This window comes from Arthrobacter sp. 05N33_2 (assembly GCF_056397425.1).
Window position 1 is genome coordinate 1 of record NZ_JBFTNJ010000065.1, and the last position, 19,041, is coordinate 19,041.

Below are 19,041 nucleotides of genomic sequence, written 5' to 3' on the forward strand. Positions count from 1 at the left end.
GCCCTAGGATGAATCTCGTCATTCGCACTCATTCAAGGGGACTACATGAGTTATCCGCAGCAACCGAATGCATTTCCGCCCCAGACCGGAGAGACTCCGCTTTGGGYGCCGCTCTATGGGGCTACCCTCAAGCAGGCCGTCCAGCGATTCTTCAAGAAATACGCCATCTTCTCCGGCCGGGCAAGCCGCAGTGAGTACTGGTGGTGGGCACTGGTGTCCCTCATCGTCGGGATAGTCATCAACATCATCACCAGCACCGGCACGACGACTAATGCGTCCGGAACCGCCGTGACGGGACCGGGTGCCATTGTCGGCTTGATCCTTGCTGTCATTTGGGGGCTCGGGACAATCGTTCCGTCCGTTGCCCTGCTGGCACGGCGCCTCCACGACGTGAACCTGAGCGCCTGGCTGATCCTGCTGGTCCTGGTGCCGTTCCTCGGCGGCCTGGCGCTGTTGGTGATGACAATTCTGCCCTCCAACCCTGCCGGCCAGCGGTTCGACCAGCCCTCCGGCTACTAGTGCGCTTCCGCTGAGCGAAGAATCCCTGGCCGGGAATCCGGGCAGGGATTCTTCGTTTTCGGCAGTCGGGTGCCGTGCGGGGGCTGAGGATTCTTATCAACGTCGCAACACCTGACTGAGAAGGGTGCTGTTTTATGGGACGTTCGGCGCGTCGTTTGCGGAAAATGGGACCACCGGCTCCGCGCCATCCGCGGCGGGGAACTCCCGCATTTACCCGGCCTAAAACGGGTACGGCGCGATGTCCGGCCGCACGGTCAGCCACTGGATTTCCGTGAAGGATTCCATGTTGGCGTGATGGCCGCCGATCCGCGAGCCGTTGCCCGAGTTCTTGACCCCGCCGAAGGGCGAGTTGGCCTCGTCGGATACGGTCTGTTCGTTGATGTGGACCTTGCCGGAGTCGAGCCGGTCGGCGATCGTCATGGCCATGCCGACGTCGCCAAGAATCCCGATGGAGAGCCCGTATTCGTTGTCGTTGGCCAGGGCCACGGCCTCGTCCACGGTGGAGAACTTCATCACCGGCGCCACGGGGCCGAAGATTTCGTCCTTCCACGCCGGGCTGGCGAGGTCGAGGTCCGCGAGCACGGTGGGCTGGTAGAACCGACCGTCATGGCTGCCGCCTGCGGCCAGGCGCGCGCCGCCCTGCACCGCGTCCTGAACGATCGTGTCCACCCGGTGGAGCTGCTTCTCGTCGATTACCGGGCCCAGCGCCACTGTTCCGCTCTTCGGGTCGCCTACCGGTAGATGGCGGGCCTTTTCCGCCAGGGCGCTGACGTAGTCCTCGTAGATGTCCTCGTGCACGATATGCCGGCCGGACGCCATGCAGATCTGACCCTGGTGCATGAAGGAGCCAAACGCGGCGGCGGAGACAGCTTTGGGGAGGTCGACGCCGGGCAGCACGATCATTGCGTTGTTCCCACCGAGTTCCAGGTGGGCGCGCTTGAGCAGCCGGCCGGCCGCCTCGCCCACTTTGCGCCCTGCCGCCGTCGACCCCGTGAAGGCGATGACGCGGACCTCGGGTGCCTCGACGACGGCCGAGCCGATCTCGGCGCCGCCGGGCAGCAGGGAGAGCAGGCCGGGCGGAAGACCCGCCTCCTCGAACACCCGGACCAAGGTGACGCCACCACAGACCGCAGTGCGCGGGTCCGGTTTGAGCAGGACGGCGTTGCCAAGGGCCAGCGCCGGGGCGACTGCGCGGATGGAGAGGATCAGCGGGAAGTTGAAGGGTGCAATCACCGAAACGACGCCGACGGGCCGGCGCCGGGCGAAGGACCAGCGGCTCTCGTTTGAGGTCAGCACGTCGCCAGCCGGGAGTGAGGGCAGGGCGGAGGCGTCGTAGCATTCGTTGGCCGCGATGTGGGTTTCCAGCCCGGCTTTGGGCGGGATGCCGCCGGATTCGCGGACGATCCAGGCCTGGATTTCCGCCGAGTGTTCCTCCCAGAGTTGTCCCGCGCGGCGGAGCACGGCGGCGCGGTCTTCCGGGTTGCGGGCGGCCCAGTCCTTTTGCGCTTTCGCGGCCACCGCGGCGGCTTCGCGGACATCCTCCAGGGAGGCCACGCCATAGCGGCCCAGCGTTTCTCCGGTGGCTGGTTCGACGGCGTTACCGATCCCGCCGCGCCCGGGCCGCCAGCCGCTGAGGTAGATCTTGCCGTCCCAGAGGGCGGAGTCGAGCAGGGACATGTTGCATCCTTTCATCGAGGGTTCTGCTTGTGTACCGGCCGGTCGAATCAGAACCGCACCGGGCCTTCGTCCATCTCATGTCGGTAGGCCGCCGCCGTCAAGAGTGCGGGCGTCAAGAGGGCCGTGCGTTGCCGCCCGCGGGACCTTCGGCCGTAGTGCGTCACAGCCGGGCGAGGTCAACTTGGCACATGGCCAAAATCTATGTCCCCTACGGGACCGTCGAAGGACAAACCGCCCAGATCGTGGAGTACATCGCCGAGGTGGTTCGGGCGAACGGGCACCAGGCGGAGACGGTGGATCTCAAACTCTCCGGAGATACCCTTCCGGGCGGCTATGACGGCGTGATCGTGGCGGCCTCGGTGCATGTGGGGAAACACGAGGGATACGTCGCAGACTTCGTCAAGAAGAACCGCGCTGAGCTCGAACGCTTGCCGTCGGCCCTGGTTTCGGTGAGCATGGCCGCACACGGAGACGAGCAGACCGCGGAGGGCTACGTGGAGAAGTTTGAGCAGGACACGGGTTGGCGGCCCGCCCACGTCGGGTTGTTCGCCGGCGCCGTGCTCTATACCCACTACGGGTTCATCAAGAAGCACGTCATGAAGAAGATCGCCAGCGACAAAGGATCCCCGGACACGGACACGTCCCGTGATTACGTGTACACCGAGTGGGACGGCGTCCGGCGCTTCACGGAGGACTTCCTGGCCCGGTTCGCTGAGCCGCCCGCCCAGCCATAGGGCTCAGTCGTAGGGCTCAGGAGTAGGCGTACGGCGGAACCGTGTCGCCGGGGGTGAAGGGTTCGAACCACTGCTCGAAGCCCAGACTTGCGGCGTCGTCCTCGAGAACGTCAAGGTTGTCGGAGTAGAGCGCGTCACTGTCGGCATCCTCCAACAGGACTTCCTCGACGTCGGCCCGCCAGTCCTCCGGAAGGTCCAGTTCGTAGATGTCCTCGGTGATTTCCGCCTGATCGAGCAGGCAGCGGACGGCTAGTTCCGCTGCAAGGCAGCCGGGGGCGGTCCAGCCCCGGACCAGCGACGCGGTGACGTCGGCCGCGACCACGATGAACTTCTGGGTGAACTTCGCGTCGTAGCTGGCGGCGAACTGTGGCGGCAGCGAGGACAGGACGGAGGTCCCGGCAATGTCGGTGGGCGTGAGAACATCCAGCGTGCTGRGCGTTCCGAGATCGCGGAACAGCTGGTCGATGAGGATGCTCGACGAGTTCCACAGGAGTCCGGCCAGCAAGCGGGTCTGGCCCACGGCCTTGCGCCGGTCTTCGGAGGAGACGGAGGCCATTTCGGCCAGGTCCTCGGGATCAAACTGGAGCCGCTGCTCGGCCGTCATGTCGTCCGGGTGGGGGTCGAGCCCAAGCAGTTCCAGGCTCAACCCGGTCAGCTTCCCGGCGTCGGCCAGCAATTCTTCGGTGATGTCGTCGTCGTCGGCGCTCATGGCCCCGATGCTACCCGCCGTTTGCCCGCGGCCCGATTTGCGTTACGCGGCCGGGTTTGGCGGCGGTGCGGCAGCCTTAGGCGGCCGCCGGGTGGATGGTTCCCGACGTCGAACCCGCCCTGGCCATCCGGACGGACAGCAGATAGGCGATCCCGCAGGCCAGGGGAACCAGGCTGGCCGCGATCAGCGATCCGACCGCACCCGACCTTCCGATGATCGTGATCAACAGCGGCAACACCCCCAAGCCCACCAACAGCCAGCCGGCCAGTGCGGTAACTTTCAGGCCGAGGATTGCGGCCGGGAACGCCAGCGCGAGAACGCTGACGGCGATGAGGGGGCCGTTGTCGTTGAGGAAGGCGCTCAGGGCAGCGGGGTCGAAGGCGAGCCACACGCACGCGGCAATGAAGGCCGAGGCGAGGGCGAGCAGCAGGGGAGCGGTTGCCGCCGGCCAGAACCAGGCCGAGACCGCGAGGATGAGCATCGGAACCACCCAGGCGAGCGTGATCAGCGTTCCGTTTGTTCCCCCCGGCTCCTGCATCGCGAACCCGCCGATGACGATTCCCCCGATGACGGTGAACGCCGCCATGACGGCCGCTCCGGTGCGCGTCAGGGCGGCCGCCCGCCGTTGCGGATCCTTGTCACGGGACATGACAACACCCATCACGACGGCGAACACAATGATCGCGCCGAGCGCCAAAATGACCGGGACGTTCATGGGATGCCTCCTGCGGCTGAACGGAACCTACGTTCATTGCAGCCCCGCCCCTCGGCCGTGCCAAGGGGAGAAAGGCCCGCTTCGGAGCTGATGGAGATGCTGAACGTACTGAAGTCGGGCTTAGCGAGAACTTGAACTGCACGTGGCGGGCCGTGGCCCGTCCGGCTCAACGGCCTGTGGGCCACGGACAAGAAGTATCCGGTTAAGGAGACTTAATTCGCGATGCACCCGTGGCCGTGGCAGGCGTCCCGGCGCGTCGTTCCTGGCGAGCCGTAGCCGTCCCGGCAGATGATCCCGCCGTACACGGGCGGCGCCACCGGCGGCCCCGACCGGCTCTACGGACGGYTAAACTCCTGCTGCCACCGTGCCTTATCCCGCCTCTCCTGCAGCTTCCGGTCCATGGTCCATTTACTCTCCCATGTGTCGAAGTTGGCCTTGAAGGTGGGCACATAGTAATTGGAGCCCTTGCGGCGGGTTCTCTTCTTGAGTCTCAGCAAGAGGCCGAGCAGGATCCACGCTGCGATGAGAATTACGACCAGGAAGAAAATCGTCTCCACGGGCAACCAGTCCTCGAAGGGGTTTAATGCCCTCAGTTTAAAACAACTAGCGCCAGATAACGAAGCGTGCCCGGTACTACTGCGGTGTGTCTGAACAATGTTCGGACTTGCCCGATGCGGAAACGACTCAGCTCCTGGCCGCAATCCGTGCGGACAGGTTCTGCACCTCCACCACCCAGTCACGATGCCGACCCCTCCGCGTCGCGGCGGACAACGTGCAGTTTTCACGAATGGGATGGCGTATCCTCCTGCCGGTGGCAAGTCCTGCCGTGACTTAGCACTCAACAACTCTGGCGCCGGCCCATCGCGTCTTGAGGGGGGGGTGGGTCAGAGCGTCAACCCTGCAGCGGGAACCTCAGGGGACTATACGGACGACAACTCCCGTGCGGGCAATCGGGGGAGAAAGGCCTCTACCTCCGGGCGTGCCGCACAGGCATAATGTCGTCATGTGGATCCCCGCTCTATTTCTGATTTTGGTCATCATCGGGATACTGGTCACATACTGGCAACTCACCCTGACAGGACTCGCCATTTGGGCGCTTGTGGCCTGGATGAGGCACCACGCGGCCGACACACGGCCGGGTTACACCCGGAAGGCCGTTCAGACCCGGCCTGTGGCCAAGCCGGTCCAGTCCCGCCCCAGACCCAAGCCTGTGCAGGCCCGGCCTGAGCCCACGCACAAGTCCAAGCCTGCCCGCGAGATGCCAGCGCCCGCATACCTGCCCAGGTGGACCGCGAACCGCCGGCTGGAAGCTRGCCGCGAGCACGCCCAGTGGCAGAAGTACTTCGACAGCGCTGCGAGCTAGAAATCAGGCAGCCGCCCCCTGAAAGTGGGCCTCGATGATGCCCTTGATGTCCTCGTGGCAGCCGCCGCAGCCCGTGCCGGCGCGGGTGGACGCCGATACCTCGGGCACCGTTCCGCAGCCCTCGGATACGGCCGTAGCAATGGCCGTGCCGCTGACGCCGGCGCACCGGCAGACGGTCCGGGCGGGGTCGGCGGCACCTGCGGAAGCGATCTGGTCCGGCCCGTCCAGGCGCAGCAGCAGTGACCTGTCGGCGGGCAGTTCCGCGCCGCGTTCGAAGAGCTGCACCAGCTCGGCCGAGGTTCGCGGCATGCCCACGGCCACGAGCCCTTCCAGCACGCCGGCGCGGGTGGTCATCTTGACGTAGCGGCCGTGCTCGGGATCGGCCCACTGGGCGATCTGCAGCCGGGGCCGGCCGTTCACGGCCCCGGAGCTCAAGGCTTCCTCATCCCAGGGATCTGCGGACACGTCCCCGGCCACGGCCATGTTCATGCCGCGGGCCTTGAGCACGATCACGCCCGGCAGTTCCGCCGGCAGGGACTGCAAAGCTTCGGCCTCCGCCTCGGGCCCGGACGCCAGCAGGGTCAGATAGTCGGCGAGCCATTCGGCCTGCCGCCAGCCAGGGCCGACCAGCCCGGAGGGTCCCCTCGCAGTCCGGCACTGAACGCACTCGGGGTCCGGGCAGCGGACCTCGGCGCAGTCGCCGATCGCGAAGATGTGGGGCTCGTGGTGGGCGCGGAGCTTGTGGTCCACCAGGATCCCGGCACCGGTGGAGAGCCCGCAGCCCTCCGCCAGTTCGGTCCGCGGCCGGACACCGCAGGAGAGGACCAGGAGGTCGCCGTCGATCGCGGAGCCGTCATCCAGCAACAAGGCGGAGAAACCGCCGTCGGGCGCGTTGTGTTCGACGCCGACCGAGCGGGCGTTGCCGGCCACCCGCACGCCGCAGTTCCGCAGGGACGCCGCGAGCACGGCGCCGCCGCCGCGGTCGATGTTCCGGCCCAAAGGATGCGGGCCATTGTGCACCACGGTCACCGTGGCGCCTTCCTCAGCCGCGGCGAGGGCCGTCTCCAGGCCCAGCACACCGCCGCCCAGGACCACCACGCGCTTGCCGCCGGCCACGGCAGAGTGCAGCACGGACGCGTCGCGGAGATCGCGCAGGGCGGTCACGCCCGGCGGCAGCACCGGCGCGGCCGGGTCCGGGTTGAGCCCGGTCAGGTTGGGGATGACCGGCCGTGAACCGGTGGCGAAGACGAGCCGCTCGTAGCCGGGGGAGGTGCCGTCGCTCAACAAGACCTGCTGCCGGGCGCGGTCCACACGGCGGACGCGGACGCCCAGCCGGACATCGACGCCGTCGGCCACCAGCGCCGCCGCGTCCGCGAGGGCGAGCGCGGCCGGCGTCGTCCGGCCGACGCCAAGATCCGCCACCAGCACGCGGTTGTACGCCGCCTCGGACTCTTCGCCGACCACGGTCAGGTGTGCGATGCCGCTGCGCACGGCCGGCAGCAGCTCGTCGATCAGCCTCGCGGCGACTGGCCCGAAGCCCACCACCACAATCCGCTCAGTCATGAGGTCTCCTCTGCTTGAAGAACGCGGGCTGGAACGCCGCTGTGCATGCCGGCCAGGGCATCCAGGGAAGCTGCCGGGCGGATCCACACTTTGCTGGTCTTGAACTCGGGCATCCCGGAAATGGGGTCCGTGGCCGCCTCCGTGAGCCGGTTGGCGCTCTCGAGCTCCGGGAAGTGGAACGGCAGGAACACCGTCTCCGGCCGGATGTCCGGGCTCAGTTCGGCGCGGCAGCTGACCACGCCGCGTTCGTTGGAAATCGAGACGTAGTCGCCGTCGGCGATGCCCTGGGCGGCGGCCGCGGCGGGGTGGAGCTGGAGCCGCGCCTCCGGCTGCGCCTCGGCCAGGGCGGCCACCCGGCGGGTCTGCGCGCCGGACTGGTAGTGCTCCATCAGGCGGCCGGTAATGAGGGTCATCGGCGTACCGGGACGATCGTCGCCGGCCCGGTCGTCCCGCTGGTCCGCCCGGCGGTCCGCCGCGGACGGGACGCCCGCAGAAGAAGAACGACGCCGGGGCGTCACCGGCGTGAACACTGCCCGGCCGCCCGCATGGGCGAAGGCGTCCAGGAAGGGCCGCGGCGTGCCCGCGCTCCCGGCGGGGTAGGGCCAGTAGGCGGCCTCGCCGCGGTCCAGCATGGCGTAGTCGATCCCGGAGTAGTCGGCCAGGCCGCCGGAGGAAGCTAGCCGGAGCTCCTCGAACACTGTTTCCGGATCCTCGCTGAAGGTGGAGGGCGCGTGCAGCATTTCGGCCAGCCGGGTCATGATCCACAGCTCGCTGCGGACACCGGGCGGGGGAGTGAGGGCCCGGCGGCGGCGGAGCACGCGGCCCTCGAGGTTGGTGAGGGTTCCTTCTTCCTCGGCCCACTGGGTCACCGGCAGGACCAGGTCCGCCTCGGCGGCGGTCTCGGAGAGGAAGAAGTCGCACACCACCAGGAAGTCCAGGCTGCGCAGGCCCGCGATCACGGCATTCGCATCCGGGGCGGACACCGCCACGTTGGCGCCGTGCACGAAGAGGCACCGGACGCCGTCGGGCTGTCCCAGCGACTTGAGCAGTTCGACGGCGGGAAGGCCGGGGCCGGGAATCAGGGGTTCGGGCACGCCCCAGACCCTGGCCATGTGGGCGCGGGCGGCGGGATCGGTGATCTTCCGGTAGCCGGGGAGCTGGTCCGCCTTCTGGCCGTGTTCGCGGCCGCCCTGGCCGTTGCCCTGGCCGGTGAGCGTGCCGTAGCCGCTGCGCGCGGAGCCCGGCAGGCCCAGCAGGAGGGAGAGGTTAATGGCGGCCGTGGCGGTGTCAGTGCCGTCCACGTGCTGTTCGACGCCGCGGCCGGTGAGGATGTAGCTGCCGCCCTTGCCGGCACCGTCGGCCAGCCGCCGGGCGGTTTCACGGATCAGCCCGGCGGGGACGCCGGTGATCGACTGGACCCGTTCGGGCCAGAAGCTTCCGACGCTGCGGACCGCGGCGTCATAACCCGTGGTCCGGTCCGCGATGTATCCCGCGTCCGCGAGGCCCTCGTGGATCACCGCGTGGGAGATGCCCAGGAGCAGGGCGAGGTCGGTGCCGGGCAGCGGCTGCAGGTGCAGCCCGCCGCCGTCGGAGGTGAAGGCGGCGGTGGCGGAGCGCCGGGGGTCGACGACGATCAGGCCGCCGGCGTCGCGCGCCCCCTGGAGGTGCTGGACGAAGGGCGGCATGGTCTCGGCAACGTTGGAGCCGAGCATCAGGATGGTGCTGGCGGTGTCGAGGTCCGCGAGCGGGAACGGGAGCCCGCGGTCCAGGCCGAAGGCGCGCATGCCGGCCACGGCGGCCGAGGACATGCAGAACCGCCCGTTGTAGTCGATCCGTGAGGTGCCCAAAGCCAGTCTGGCGAACTTGCCCAGCTGGTAGGCCTTCTCATTGGTGAGGCCGCCGCCGCCAAACACGCCGACGGCGTCGGCCCCGTGCTCGAGGCGGGCCTGCTTTACGGCGGAGACGATCCGCATGAGGGCCTCGTCCCAGCTGACCGGGTGGTGGACGCCGTCGGCGCCCTTCAGCAGGGGCTCTGTGACGCGGCCCGGGTGGTCCAGCAACGAGGCGGAGGTCCAGCCCTTGCGGCACAGGCCGCCGCGGTTGGTGGGGAAGTCCCGTCCGGCGACTGTCAGGAGCGGCGCGGACGTTGGGGTAGTGGCGGGGCCCGGTGCAGCGTCTACGGGCTCTGACCCCGGCTGGACAGCCGGGGTCAGAGCCGCTGGAGATGTGAGCGTCATGGCGCACTGCAGAGCGCAGTAAGGGCAGTGCGTGTCGGCGCTTTTGGTCATGTTAGACGTGTCCCATCGCATTTCGGTTGGCGTTGCGGATGTAGCAGAACCAGCAGACCACCAGCATCAGCACGTAGGCCCCCACGAAGCCGTAGAACGCCGAGGTGTAGGAACCGCTGGCGGTGTTGGAGGCGTTGAGGACCTGGGGGATGATGAATCCGCCGTAGGCGCCGATGGCCGAGATCAGGCCGAGGGCCGAGGACGCGAGCCGCTGGGTGGTGTGCGTGCTGGCCCCGGYGCGGGCGGCCCGGCTGGAGGTGGCGAAGATGATCGGGATCATGCGGTAGGTGGCGCCGTTTCCGAAGCCGCTGGCAGTGAAGAGGAGCAGGAACAGGAAGAGGAAGAGCCAGAAGTTCTTCAGCGGCAGAGTCCAGAGCATGGTGAGGGTGATGACGGCCATGGCGGCGAAGGCGGCGACGGTCATGCGGGCCCCGCCCATCCGGTCTGCCGTGCGTCCGCCGTACGGGCGGGCCAGGGAGCCGACCAGCGGGCCGAGGAAGGCCAGGGACAGGGCCACGGTGCCGACGGAGATGGAGGAAAATGCCGGGAAGTAGTCCTTGATGAGCTTGGGGAAGACGCCGGCGAAGCCGATGAAGGAGCCGAAGGTGCCGATGTACAGCAGCGCCATGATCCACAGGTGCGGCTCTTTGACCGCGGCCAGCGAACCTGCGACGTCGCCCTTGGCGCTGGTGAGGTTGTTCATGTACTTCCAGGCGCCAAAGGCTGCCAGCAGGATCAGCGGAACCCACATGAACCCTGCGACGGGCAGGTTCACGGTGCCGGCTGCCAGCAGGGTGATGGCGATCGGCACGGCCAGCTGTGCGACGGCGGCACCGAGGTTTCCGCCGGCGGCGTTCAGGCCCAGGGCCCAGCCCTTTTCCCGTGCGGGGTAGAAGAAGGTGATGTTCGCCATCGAGCTGGCGAAGTTGCCGCCGCCGAAGCCGGCCAGCGCGGCCACGAACAGCATGACGCCGAACGGGGTGGCCGGGTTGGCGACGCACAGGCCCAGGCCGATCGTGGGGATCAGCAGCAACAGGGCGGACACGATGGTCCAGTTGCGGCCGCCGAAGCGGGGAACCATGAACGTGTAGGGGATCCGGAGCGTGGCGCCGACGAGGCTTGGCATGGAGATCAGCCAGAAGATCTCGTTGGTAGAGAATTTGAAGCCGGCGGAGGGAAGCTGGACCACCACGATCGACCACAGCTGCCAGACCACGAAGCCCAGGAACTCGGCGAAGATGGACCAGTTCAGGTTGCGCCGGGCGATCGAGCGGCCGGCCGACTCCCACTGCTCCTTGTTTTCCGCATCCCAGTTGGCGATCCAGCGGCCGGGCCGGTGGTCGAGGGTAAGGGTGCCGCCGGTACTGGCGGCGCCGACCTCTGCGGTGCCGATTTCGGCGGTGCGTTCAGCAGTCACTTGGGAGACCTCCTTGGGGGTGATGTCCTTCAAAGGTAGGGACGCCGCGTTTCCGGGACGGACGCGGTTTATTAACGCGCTGTGACTTTTGCCTATCGGGGCTTTTATGACGGTGTGAGAATAGGTGTGACGACCACCACGTGAGACAACGACACGAAGTCCAAATAGCGGACTATTTGTCCATTGACTGGACGGTGGGAACTATTATCAGACGTATACGAATCCCTAGCCGGCGGTCCCGGGCATCGGGCTCTTGGGGAAATATCCGACCGGTCTTCATGAAAGCGTTACTACATGTCATCCACTGCCACCTCCGCGGAGCATGGGTCCACCAAGCAGGTGAATTCGCGCGGCCGCGTGATTGTCGCCAGCCTGATCGGTACCACCGTCGAGTTCTATGACTTCTACGTTTACGCCACCGCGGCCGTGCTCGTTTTCCCGAAGCTCTTCTTCCCCGGGCAGAACGAGACGACCCAGCTGCTGGCATCCTTCGCCGTGTTCGGCGTCGCCTTCATCGCCCGCCCGCTCGGCTCGGTCATCTTCGGCCACTTCGGTGACAAGTTCGGCCGCAAGGGCACGCTGGTGGCCTCGCTGCTGACCATGGGCGTTGCCACCTTCCTGATCGGCTGCCTGCCGACGGCAACCGTCCCTGGGTGGACCTTCCTGGCCCCGGCGCTCCTCGTGGTCCTGCGCTTCTGCCAGGGCCTGGCCCTCGRCGGCGAATGGAGTGGCGCTGCGCTGCTGGCCACCGAAAACGCCCCGTCGAACAAGCGCGCCATCTACGGCACGTTCCCGCAGCTGGGAGCCCCGATCGGCTTCATCATCGCCAACGTGATCTTCCTGGTCTTCAGCTACACCCTGACACCGGAAGCCTTCATGGAATGGGGCTGGCGGGTGCCGTTCCTGCTCAGTGCCGTCATGGTCATCATCGGCCTCTACGTGCGCCTCAAGCTGATCGAAACCCCGGCATTCACCAAGGTCATCGAATCCAACGAGGTTGCCAAGCTGCCGCTGGCACGGGTCTTCAAGACCAGCTGGCGCCCGCTGATCCTGGGCACGTTCATCATGCTCGCCACCTACGTGCTSTTCTACCTGATGACCACGTTCACGCTGACCTACGGCACCCGGGCGTCCAGCCTGGACACGGCGAAGGCCGCCGCCGAAAAGGCCGGCAAGCCGATGACCGAGGCCGCTGCCGCTGCGTTCGTCCCGGGCCTGGGCTACAGCCGGAACGATTTCCTCTGGATGCTGATCGCCGGTGTCGTATTCTTCGGTATCTTCACGCTGGTCTCCGGCCCGCTGGCCGAAAAATTCGGCCGCCGCAAGATGCTGATTGTTGTAACTTTCGGCATCCTCGCCTTCGGCCTGCTGTTCGTTCCGCTGTTCAGCGCCGGATTCGTGGGCGCCATGGCGTTGCTGATCATCGGCTTCTCGCTCATGGGCCTGACGTTCGGTCCCATGGGTGCGCTCCTGCCGGAGTTGTTCCCGGGCAATGTCCGCTACACCGGCTCCGCCATCAGCTACAACGTCTCCAGCATCCTGGGCGCTGCCGTGGCTCCGTTCATCGCCGTCTGGCTCTGGGAACTGGCCGGTGGCAGCACCGTGCTGGTGGGTGTCTACCTCGCCGCCATGGCGGTGCTGACGCTGATCGCCCTGTTCGTGAGCAAGGAAACCCGGGACCTCGACTACACCAACAACGTAGCCTGACGTCCGGCCCTCTTTCCTGACAGAGGAAGCCCGGTGTGTTCATTGAACACACCGGGCTTCTGCGTTTTGCGGGGCTGCGGGGCCAGGCTTCAGCGTTGGCGGGGCTCAGCTCGCGTAGCGCTCCACAAAGTTCCGCAGGATCTTCATCGGTTCTGTCGCAGTGAACTGCCGGGCGTCATCCATGAGCATTTCGGCCGATTCCGGCGGGAAGTAGCCGGCATGGCGGTAGATATCGATCCTGGTGACGAGCCCTTCAGCATCGAGCTCGGGGTGGAACTGCGTCGCGTACAGGTTGGTCTTGATCCGGAACATGTGCACCGGGCAGGCGGCCGAGCTGGCCAGCAGCACCGCATGGGAGGGCAGGACGGTGCAGGCTTCCTTGTGGCCGGTGAACGCCGTAAAGCTCTCCGGCAGCCCGCGCAGGAGGGGATCCTGCAGCCCCTCCGCCGTCAGTTTGATGGTGACGCCGCCGAGCCCTTCACCGTACGTCCGGTCGATCACGGCGCCCTGGTGCAGTCCGAGGGTGCCGACGCCGTAGCAGGCGCCGAGGAACGGGAAGTCCTCGGCCACGATCCTGTCCAGCAGCCCGGCGAGTTCGCGCTCCACCCGGTGCTGGGTGGCGCTCTTGTGCTCGGCCGGGTCGCTGGACGTAAAGGGACTGCCGCCCACAATGACGCCCGAATAGTCGGACAACTCAAGCGTTGGCAGCGGGGCGGCTTCCATCCGGATGCGGTGGAGCTGCTCGGGCCGGAGGCCGCAGTAGCGAAGGTAGGCGCGGTATTCGTCCTCGGCGGCGGTGTCCTCCGCGCGCGAGGCGAGGAGCAGGAATGGCTTCACACTCCAAGTCTCTACTGGCCGGTTGCGGACGCGCCAGAGGCGCGCCCGCAACCGGCAGCGGCGCCGGCCGTCCGCCGTCGCCGTACCGTGAGCCGCTTACTCCGCGGCGCCGTCCTCGATCATGGCGATGATGGCGCCGGCGGACACGGTCTCGCCGGCCGCTGCGGCGAGGCCGATGACGATGCCGGCGCGGTGGGCGGTGAGCGGCTGTTCCATCTTCATCGCCTCGAGCACGACGACGAGATCGCCCTCGGCGACCGTGTCACCCTCGGCGACGGCCACCTTCACGATGGTCCCCTGCATGGGGGAGGTCAGGGCGTTGCCGCTCGCGGCCGCGGGTGCGCCGCCACCCCGGGAGCGCTTCTTGGCCTTGGCCGGCTTTGCGCCTGCGGCGTTGCCGACTGAGCCCAGCGACGCCGGCAGCACGACTTCCAGGCGCTTTCCGCCGACCTCGACGACGACGCGCTGGCGGTCACCGGCGTCGGCCRCTTCAGCCTCGGTGCCGGTCGGGGTCCAGGCCGGAATGTCATTGACGAAGGCCGTTTCGATCCAGCGGGTGTGGACCTTGAAGGGGCCTTCGGCCGGTGCGAAATCGGGATTGGAAACCACCGCGAGGTCGAACGGGATGACGGTGGGGATGCCCTCCACCACCATTTCCTCCAGTGCCCGCCGGGAGCGCTGCAGGGCCTGGGCGCGGGTGGCGCCGGTGACGATCAGCTTCGAGAGCATGGAGTCGAAGTTGCCGCTGATGACATCGCCCTGCTCCACGCCGGAATCGACGCGGATACCGGGACCGGTGGGGTTTTTCAGTACCGTGATGGTGCCGGGGGCGGGCATGAAGTTCCGGCCCGGGTCCTCGCCGGTGATGCGGAATTCGATCGAGTGGCCGCGGACTTCCGGGTCGCCGTAGCCGAGCTCCTCGCCGCGGGCCAGCCGGAACTGTTCGCGGACGAGGTCGATCCCGGTGACTTCCTCGGAGACGCAGTGCTCCACCTGAAGGCGGGTGTTGACCTCGAGGAAGGAGATGGTGCCGTCCTGGCCGACGAGGAATTCGCAGGTGCCTGCGCCGAGGTAGCCCGCCTCCTTGAGGATGGCCTTGGAGGATTCGTAGAGCCGGCGGTTCTGTTCCTCGGTGAGGAACGGGGCCGGGGCTTCCTCGACGAGTTTCTGGTTCCGGCGCTGGAGCGAGCAGTCGCGGGTGGAGACCACCACGACGTTGCCGTGGGCGTCGGCCAGGCACTGGGTCTCGACGTGGCGCGGGGCGTCCAGGAAGCGCTCAATGAAGCACTCGCCGCGGCCGAAGGCGGCGGTGGCCTCGCGCACGGCGGATTCGAAGAGTTCGGGGATTTCTTCGCGGGTGCGGGCCACCTTGATGCCGCGTCCGCCGCCGCCGAAGGCCGCCTTGATGGCGACGGGCAGGCCGAACTTGTCCACGAAGTCGAGGATTTCCTCGGCGGATTCGACCGGGTCGGCGGTGCCGGGGACCTGCGGGGCGCCAACCTTCTCGGCAATGTGGCGGGCCTGGACCTTGTCGCCCAGGGCAGAGATCGCTTCGGGGGAGGGGCCGATCCACGTAATGCCGGCATCGATCACCTTGGCGGCGAACTCGGCGTTCTCGGCCAGGAACCCGTACCCGGGGTGGATGGCGTCCGCGCCGGACTGGCGGGCGACGTCGATGATCTTGTCCATCACCAAGTAGGACTCCGCGGCGGTGTTGCCACCGAGCGCGTAGGCCTCGTCCGCGAGCCGGGCGTGCAGCGCGTCGCGATCGGGGTCCGCGTAGACAGCCACCGAGGCGATGCCTTCATCGCGGGCGGCGCGGATGATGCGCACCGCAATTTCTCCGCGGTTGGCGATCAGCACCTTGGTCAGCCGGCGGATGCCCGCGGCTGTAGATGACTGCGTTGATCCCGGCACGGTGGGTGCGGACTGCTCCGAATTTGCTGACAAGGCGTCTCCTTCTTTCCTTCAGGGAGCCTAGCGCGGTTTTGAGGGTTCCGCCGATATTACTTGCGGATTCCGCGCGTATACGGCCCTTCCTTTGTAGGGTTGCCACAAAGGGCGGCGAATTGGCTCACTCCGCCACGCATTCCGTCGTTACTCGGCGCGGACGTCCGCCGGGTCCACAGCCCCGCCGGTCCAGAGCTCGGTGATGCCCACATTCGCCTGGCCGAGCAGGGCACGCAGGGTGGAGATGGAGAGCCCGACGACGGTGTGGGGATCGCCGTCGACCTTGCGGATGAATGCCCCGCCGTAGCCGTCGATCGTGAAGGAGCCGGCGCACTGGAGCGGCTCGCCGGTGGCGATGTAGGTCTCGATTTCCCCGGCGCTCATCTCCATGAAGTGCACCTCGGCCGAGGACACGGAGCCCAGGGTGGCGCCGGTGCCGCGTGCGCCGTCGTCGCCGTCTGTGTCGTCGTAGGTGTCTGCGTCTGTGTCAGCGTCTGCGACGGCCGTGTCGCGGCAGTCCACGAGCCAGTGGCCGGTGTGCAGGAYGCCCATGCTGCCGCTCATGCGGAGCATACGCTCCCGGGCGACGTCGGCCGTGTAGGGCTTTCCGTGGGCCTCGCCGTCGAACTCGAAGACCGAGTCGCAGCCGATCACGATTGCGCCGTCCGCCTCGGGCAGGGACGCGACGGCCTCTGCCTTGGCCCGGGCAAGCAACAGGGCCGTGTCATGCGGATCCGTCACGCCGTAGCGGGCCTGCACGGCGTCCTCATCCACGTCCGAGACGAGGACCTCGTGGGCGATGCCGGCGTTGTGGAGCAGCTTGGTGCGGGCGGGGGACTGGGAGGCAAGAATGAGGCGGGTCACGGCTCCAGCCTAATCCACCGCAGCACAGCAACACGGGGTCCCGGAAGGGCGCCTAAACGGGGCAGAAGACCCTGTCTGCGGATACGTGACAGTGGTGGAGTTGAACCGGCATCCTAAAAAGAATCGAGCAGCTCATGTCTGGATGGCACGTGGCAAGCGTTGGCATGGTTGGTGATGGAACATATTTTGGCTGGGACGGCTTCACCATCCAATCCGGAAACCTGATCGTGATCGTCGTGATGATCATCTTGTTCATCCTGGCCTTGGTCCTGCCTTTTCCCGGAGGGAAGCGGCGGAAATGACTGCCCCCGCAACACCGGGACACGGCGCGCAGGTCGATGAAACAGACGCCCGCACCTTGACCGGCAGGGCCCGCCGATGGCTCCTGAGGAAGCTTCCGCCGGACAAACTCTTGCCCGAGGACCAGCCAAGCTTCGTGGCATCCTGGGCGTACGTATTCGGCATGGGGGCCATCGCGTCCCTGCTGTGGATCATCGTTTCCGGGATCGTGCTGGGACTGAACGGACCCCAGTGGTATCACGTGTCCTCGCTGGGGAGTTTCGTCAACAGCACGCATTTGTGGAGCGTGGAGTTCTTCTTCATCTTCATGGTGGTGCACCTGTGGCTGAAATTCTGGATGGCGGCCTGGCGCGGGGGCCGGGTCCTGACCTGGATCACCGGCGTGATCTCCTTTGTCGTTTCCATCGTGGCGGCCTTCACCGGGTATCTGCTCCAGACGAACTTCGATTCGCAGTGGATTGCCTTTGAAGCGAAGGATGCGCTGAACGCAGTCGGCGTAGGCGCTTGGTTCAATGTGGCCAACGTCGGTCAGCTCTTCACCTGGCACGTCACGCTGCTGCCCTTGGCCGTGGGCGCCGTGGTGGTCCTGCACGTCCTGCTGGTCCGGGTCCACGGCGTTGCACCTCCACTGGATGCCGCGGAGTCCGACGCCCAGCTGCTTCACAACCGCCCGGAGGCCACCGAATCTCCGGAGGCCACCGAACCCAGGGGCACAGAATCCGGGGGCGCAGTGCAATGACCAGAAAAAACAGCAGTACCTCCTGGCGGAAGGCAGACGACGTTGCCAGCCGGCCCTGGACGGGCAGCGTCCGCGAATATGACCTCATCAAGGAACTGATCATCGGCGTTGTGGTGGTCGGCCTGCTCGTGCTCGGTGTGTCCGCCATCTTCGGGTCCCCTGATGAGCCCAGCGTGAGCCTCAAGGCGTGGGCCACGGCCGCCCCGGCGGATTTCGTTGGCACCGCTGCAAAGGAACTGGCCGGCACCAGCGATACTGCCGGATACGGGCCGCCCTACAACTCGACCCCGGACGCGACGCAGAAGATCGGCCCCGTGGACCTTCAAAGCCTCTCCGGCGTTCGCCTCCCGGTTGATACCGCCAATGACTTCGTGATCGCCCCGCTGGCGACGCTGCCGTCGCCGCCGGCAGAGCTGGCGAGCTGGACGGCCGCCACGGATCAGCAGCGCTCAGCCTGGGCGGCTGCCTATTCGGACGCCCTTGCCGCTGCGCCGGATAACGACCCGGCCCAGGTGGGCGACGGCGACTATGGCCCGGTCCCTGCACTGACCGGAGCGCTCCTGGAGATGGCGCGCCAAGGCAGTCTGGACGGCGTGCTGCAAAGCGGCGGAAACTTCTACAACATGGACTACACGCGCGGCCTCCTCTTTTTGGGCGACGGCGGCTACTTCCCGGATCTTGCGGCCAGCCAACACCTCTCCGGGGATCAGTGGGGCGTGATGAACGAAACCGGCGATACGCCTGGGCAGTCCTGGTTGTGGCTCTTCTCGCTCCTTTACCAAGTGGAACCGTTCAAGAGCTCGCCTAATGCCGATGCCCTCGTCGTCGTCACGATGTTCGTGCTGACGGCGTTGCTGGCCCTGCTGCCGTTCATCCCCGGACTACGGTCGCTGCCGCGGGTGATCCCCCTCCATCGCCTGGTCTGGAAGGACTACTACCGCAACCGCTGAGTCCGCCGGCAATCCGTGACGCCTAGCTTCGGCTGAGGAGTACAGGCGCGTTATTGTCGGGGGTCTCTGAAACACTGGATTCATGGACGGCAATCAGGGGCCCGAAGTGGCTCCGGCAGGAYACGGCGACGGTGGCTTAAGCCGCGCCGGGAGCGGCGCGGCCGCCGGGCCGGTGGGCTTAGGCTGTCCGCCTACGGACAGTGCCGGGATCATTGACCGGATCCGGGCACTGGAGGACTGGAAGTCCGCCGCGTCCGCGGAACAGGCCCGGCTCGCCGTGGCCTTCGACCTGCTCCAACGCCGCGAACAAGCCCGGGTCGGGGTCCCGGCCGAGARGCTYGGCGCCGGTGCCGCCGCGCAGATCGCCCTGGCCCGGCGCGAATCCCCSGCCAGGGGCGGCCGGCTCCTGGGCCTGGCCAAAGCCCTCGTGACCGAGATGCCGCACACCCTCGGCGCCCTGCARACCGGGCAGCTGAACGAATGGCGCGCCACCCTGCTCGTTCGCGAAACCGCGTGCCTGAGCGCCGCGGACCGGGCCGCCGTCGACGCCGACCTCGCCGCCGACGCCGGGACGTTCGCCGGGGCCGGTGACCGGTCCCTGGTYGCCGCGGCCCGGGCCGCCGCGTACCGGCGTGACCCCCGCTCCGTCACCGAACGCGCCGCGCACGCCGCCACCGAGCGGCACGTCAGCCTCCGCCCGGCCCCCGAC

Annotated in this window: 16 protein-coding genes and 1 pseudogene; 7 read left to right on the forward strand and 10 right to left on the reverse strand. The window is 67.3% G+C overall.

Annotated features, from left to right (window positions below; all coding sequences use genetic code 11):
* Positions 1 to 45 precede the first annotated feature (45 nt).
* Positions 46 to 519 carry a DUF805 domain-containing protein gene (locus tag AC1DHX_RS17475; RefSeq protein ID WP_476900289.1) on the forward strand — a complete coding sequence of 158 codons (474 nt, stop codon included), beginning with the start codon at positions 46 to 48 and terminating at the stop codon, positions 517 to 519.
* 219 nt (positions 520 to 738) lie between these two features.
* Here the strand turns inward: AC1DHX_RS17475 and AC1DHX_RS17480 are convergent, their stop codons facing one another.
* On the reverse strand, positions 739 to 2,196 hold the full coding sequence (locus tag AC1DHX_RS17480; protein WP_476859113.1) for a benzaldehyde dehydrogenase: 1,458 nt from the start codon (positions 2,194 to 2,196) through the stop codon (positions 739 to 741).
* 188 nt (positions 2,197 to 2,384) lie between these two features.
* Here AC1DHX_RS17480 and AC1DHX_RS17485 point away from each other — a divergent pair, with 188 nt between their 5' ends.
* On the forward strand, positions 2,385 to 2,930 hold the full coding sequence (locus tag AC1DHX_RS17485) for a flavodoxin domain-containing protein (RefSeq protein WP_476859112.1): 546 nt from the start codon (positions 2,385 to 2,387) through the stop codon (positions 2,928 to 2,930).
* A 16-nt stretch (positions 2,931 to 2,946) separates the two neighbouring features.
* On the opposite strand, the gene AC1DHX_RS17490 is transcribed toward AC1DHX_RS17485, so the two are convergent.
* From AC1DHX_RS17490 to AC1DHX_RS17515, 6 genes are all read right to left on the reverse strand, one after another.
* Positions 2,947 to 3,639, reverse strand: a complete 693-nt coding sequence (locus tag AC1DHX_RS17490; protein WP_476900290.1) for a hypothetical protein — start codon at positions 3,637 to 3,639, stop codon at positions 2,947 to 2,949.
* Between the two features lie 76 nt (positions 3,640 to 3,715).
* Positions 3,716 to 4,354, reverse strand: a complete 639-nt coding sequence (locus AC1DHX_RS17495; RefSeq protein WP_476859110.1) for a hypothetical protein — start codon at positions 4,352 to 4,354, stop codon at positions 3,716 to 3,718.
* Positions 4,355 to 4,689: 335 nt separating this feature from the next.
* Positions 4,690 to 4,911 carry a hypothetical protein gene (locus tag AC1DHX_RS17500; RefSeq protein WP_476900291.1) on the reverse strand — a complete coding sequence of 74 codons (222 nt, stop codon included), beginning with the start codon at positions 4,909 to 4,911 and terminating at the stop codon, positions 4,690 to 4,692.
* Between the two features lie 809 nt (positions 4,912 to 5,720).
* Positions 5,721 to 7,280, reverse strand: coding sequence for an FAD-dependent oxidoreductase (locus tag AC1DHX_RS17505; protein WP_476859108.1), 1,560 nt, complete (start codon positions 7,278 to 7,280; stop codon positions 5,721 to 5,723).
* Complete coding sequence (locus tag AC1DHX_RS17510; RefSeq protein ID WP_476859107.1) at positions 7,277 to 9,568, reverse strand: molybdopterin oxidoreductase family protein; 2,292 nt, start codon at positions 9,566 to 9,568, stop codon at positions 7,277 to 7,279. The genes AC1DHX_RS17505 and AC1DHX_RS17510 overlap by 4 nt, the downstream gene beginning before the upstream one ends.
* Before the next feature lies 1 nt (position 9,569).
* Positions 9,570 to 10,961, reverse strand: coding sequence for an MFS transporter (locus AC1DHX_RS17515; RefSeq protein WP_476900295.1), 1,392 nt, complete (start codon positions 10,959 to 10,961; stop codon positions 9,570 to 9,572).
* Between the two features lie 318 nt (positions 10,962 to 11,279).
* Between AC1DHX_RS17515 and AC1DHX_RS17520 the strand changes: the two genes are divergently transcribed.
* On the forward strand, positions 11,280 to 12,692 hold the full coding sequence (locus tag AC1DHX_RS17520) for an MFS transporter (protein WP_476900292.1): 1,413 nt from the start codon (positions 11,280 to 11,282) through the stop codon (positions 12,690 to 12,692).
* A gap of 105 nt (positions 12,693 to 12,797) precedes the next feature.
* Here AC1DHX_RS17520 and AC1DHX_RS17525 read toward each other — a convergent pair whose 3' ends face one another.
* The 3 genes from AC1DHX_RS17525 to AC1DHX_RS17535 form a co-directional block, all read right to left on the reverse strand.
* Positions 12,798 to 13,529, reverse strand: a complete 732-nt coding sequence (locus AC1DHX_RS17525; RefSeq protein ID WP_476851866.1) for a glutamine amidotransferase — start codon at positions 13,527 to 13,529, stop codon at positions 12,798 to 12,800.
* A 96-nt stretch (positions 13,530 to 13,625) separates the two neighbouring features.
* On the reverse strand, positions 13,626 to 15,479 hold the full coding sequence (locus AC1DHX_RS17530) for an acetyl/propionyl/methylcrotonyl-CoA carboxylase subunit alpha (protein WP_476900293.1): 1,854 nt from the start codon (positions 15,477 to 15,479) through the stop codon (positions 13,626 to 13,628).
* Positions 15,480 to 15,626: 147 nt separating this feature from the next.
* Entirely contained in the window at positions 15,627 to 16,343 is a 717-nt protein-coding gene (locus AC1DHX_RS17535; RefSeq protein WP_476900294.1) for a Maf family protein, read from the reverse strand.
* Positions 16,344 to 16,477: 134 nt separating this feature from the next.
* Between AC1DHX_RS17535 and AC1DHX_RS17540 the strand changes: the two genes are divergently transcribed.
* The 4 genes and pseudogenes from AC1DHX_RS17540 to AC1DHX_RS17555 all read left to right on the forward strand — a co-directional run.
* Positions 16,478 to 16,645 carry a hypothetical protein gene (locus AC1DHX_RS17540; protein ID WP_476859103.1) on the forward strand — a complete coding sequence of 56 codons (168 nt, stop codon included), beginning with the start codon at positions 16,478 to 16,480 and terminating at the stop codon, positions 16,643 to 16,645.
* The gene (locus tag AC1DHX_RS17545; RefSeq protein WP_476859102.1) at positions 16,642 to 17,382 is read left to right on the forward strand and encodes a cytochrome b N-terminal domain-containing protein; all 741 of its coding nucleotides are present in this window, start codon (positions 16,642 to 16,644) and stop codon (positions 17,380 to 17,382) included. The genes AC1DHX_RS17540 and AC1DHX_RS17545 overlap by 4 nt, the downstream gene beginning before the upstream one ends.
* Positions 17,379 to 18,332, forward strand: coding sequence for a hypothetical protein (locus AC1DHX_RS17550; RefSeq protein ID WP_476856524.1), 954 nt, complete (start codon positions 17,379 to 17,381; stop codon positions 18,330 to 18,332). The genes AC1DHX_RS17545 and AC1DHX_RS17550 overlap by 4 nt, the downstream gene beginning before the upstream one ends.
* A gap of 82 nt (positions 18,333 to 18,414) precedes the next feature.
* Positions 18,415 to 19,041, forward strand: a pseudogene (locus tag AC1DHX_RS17555) (HNH endonuclease); the annotation flags it as partial.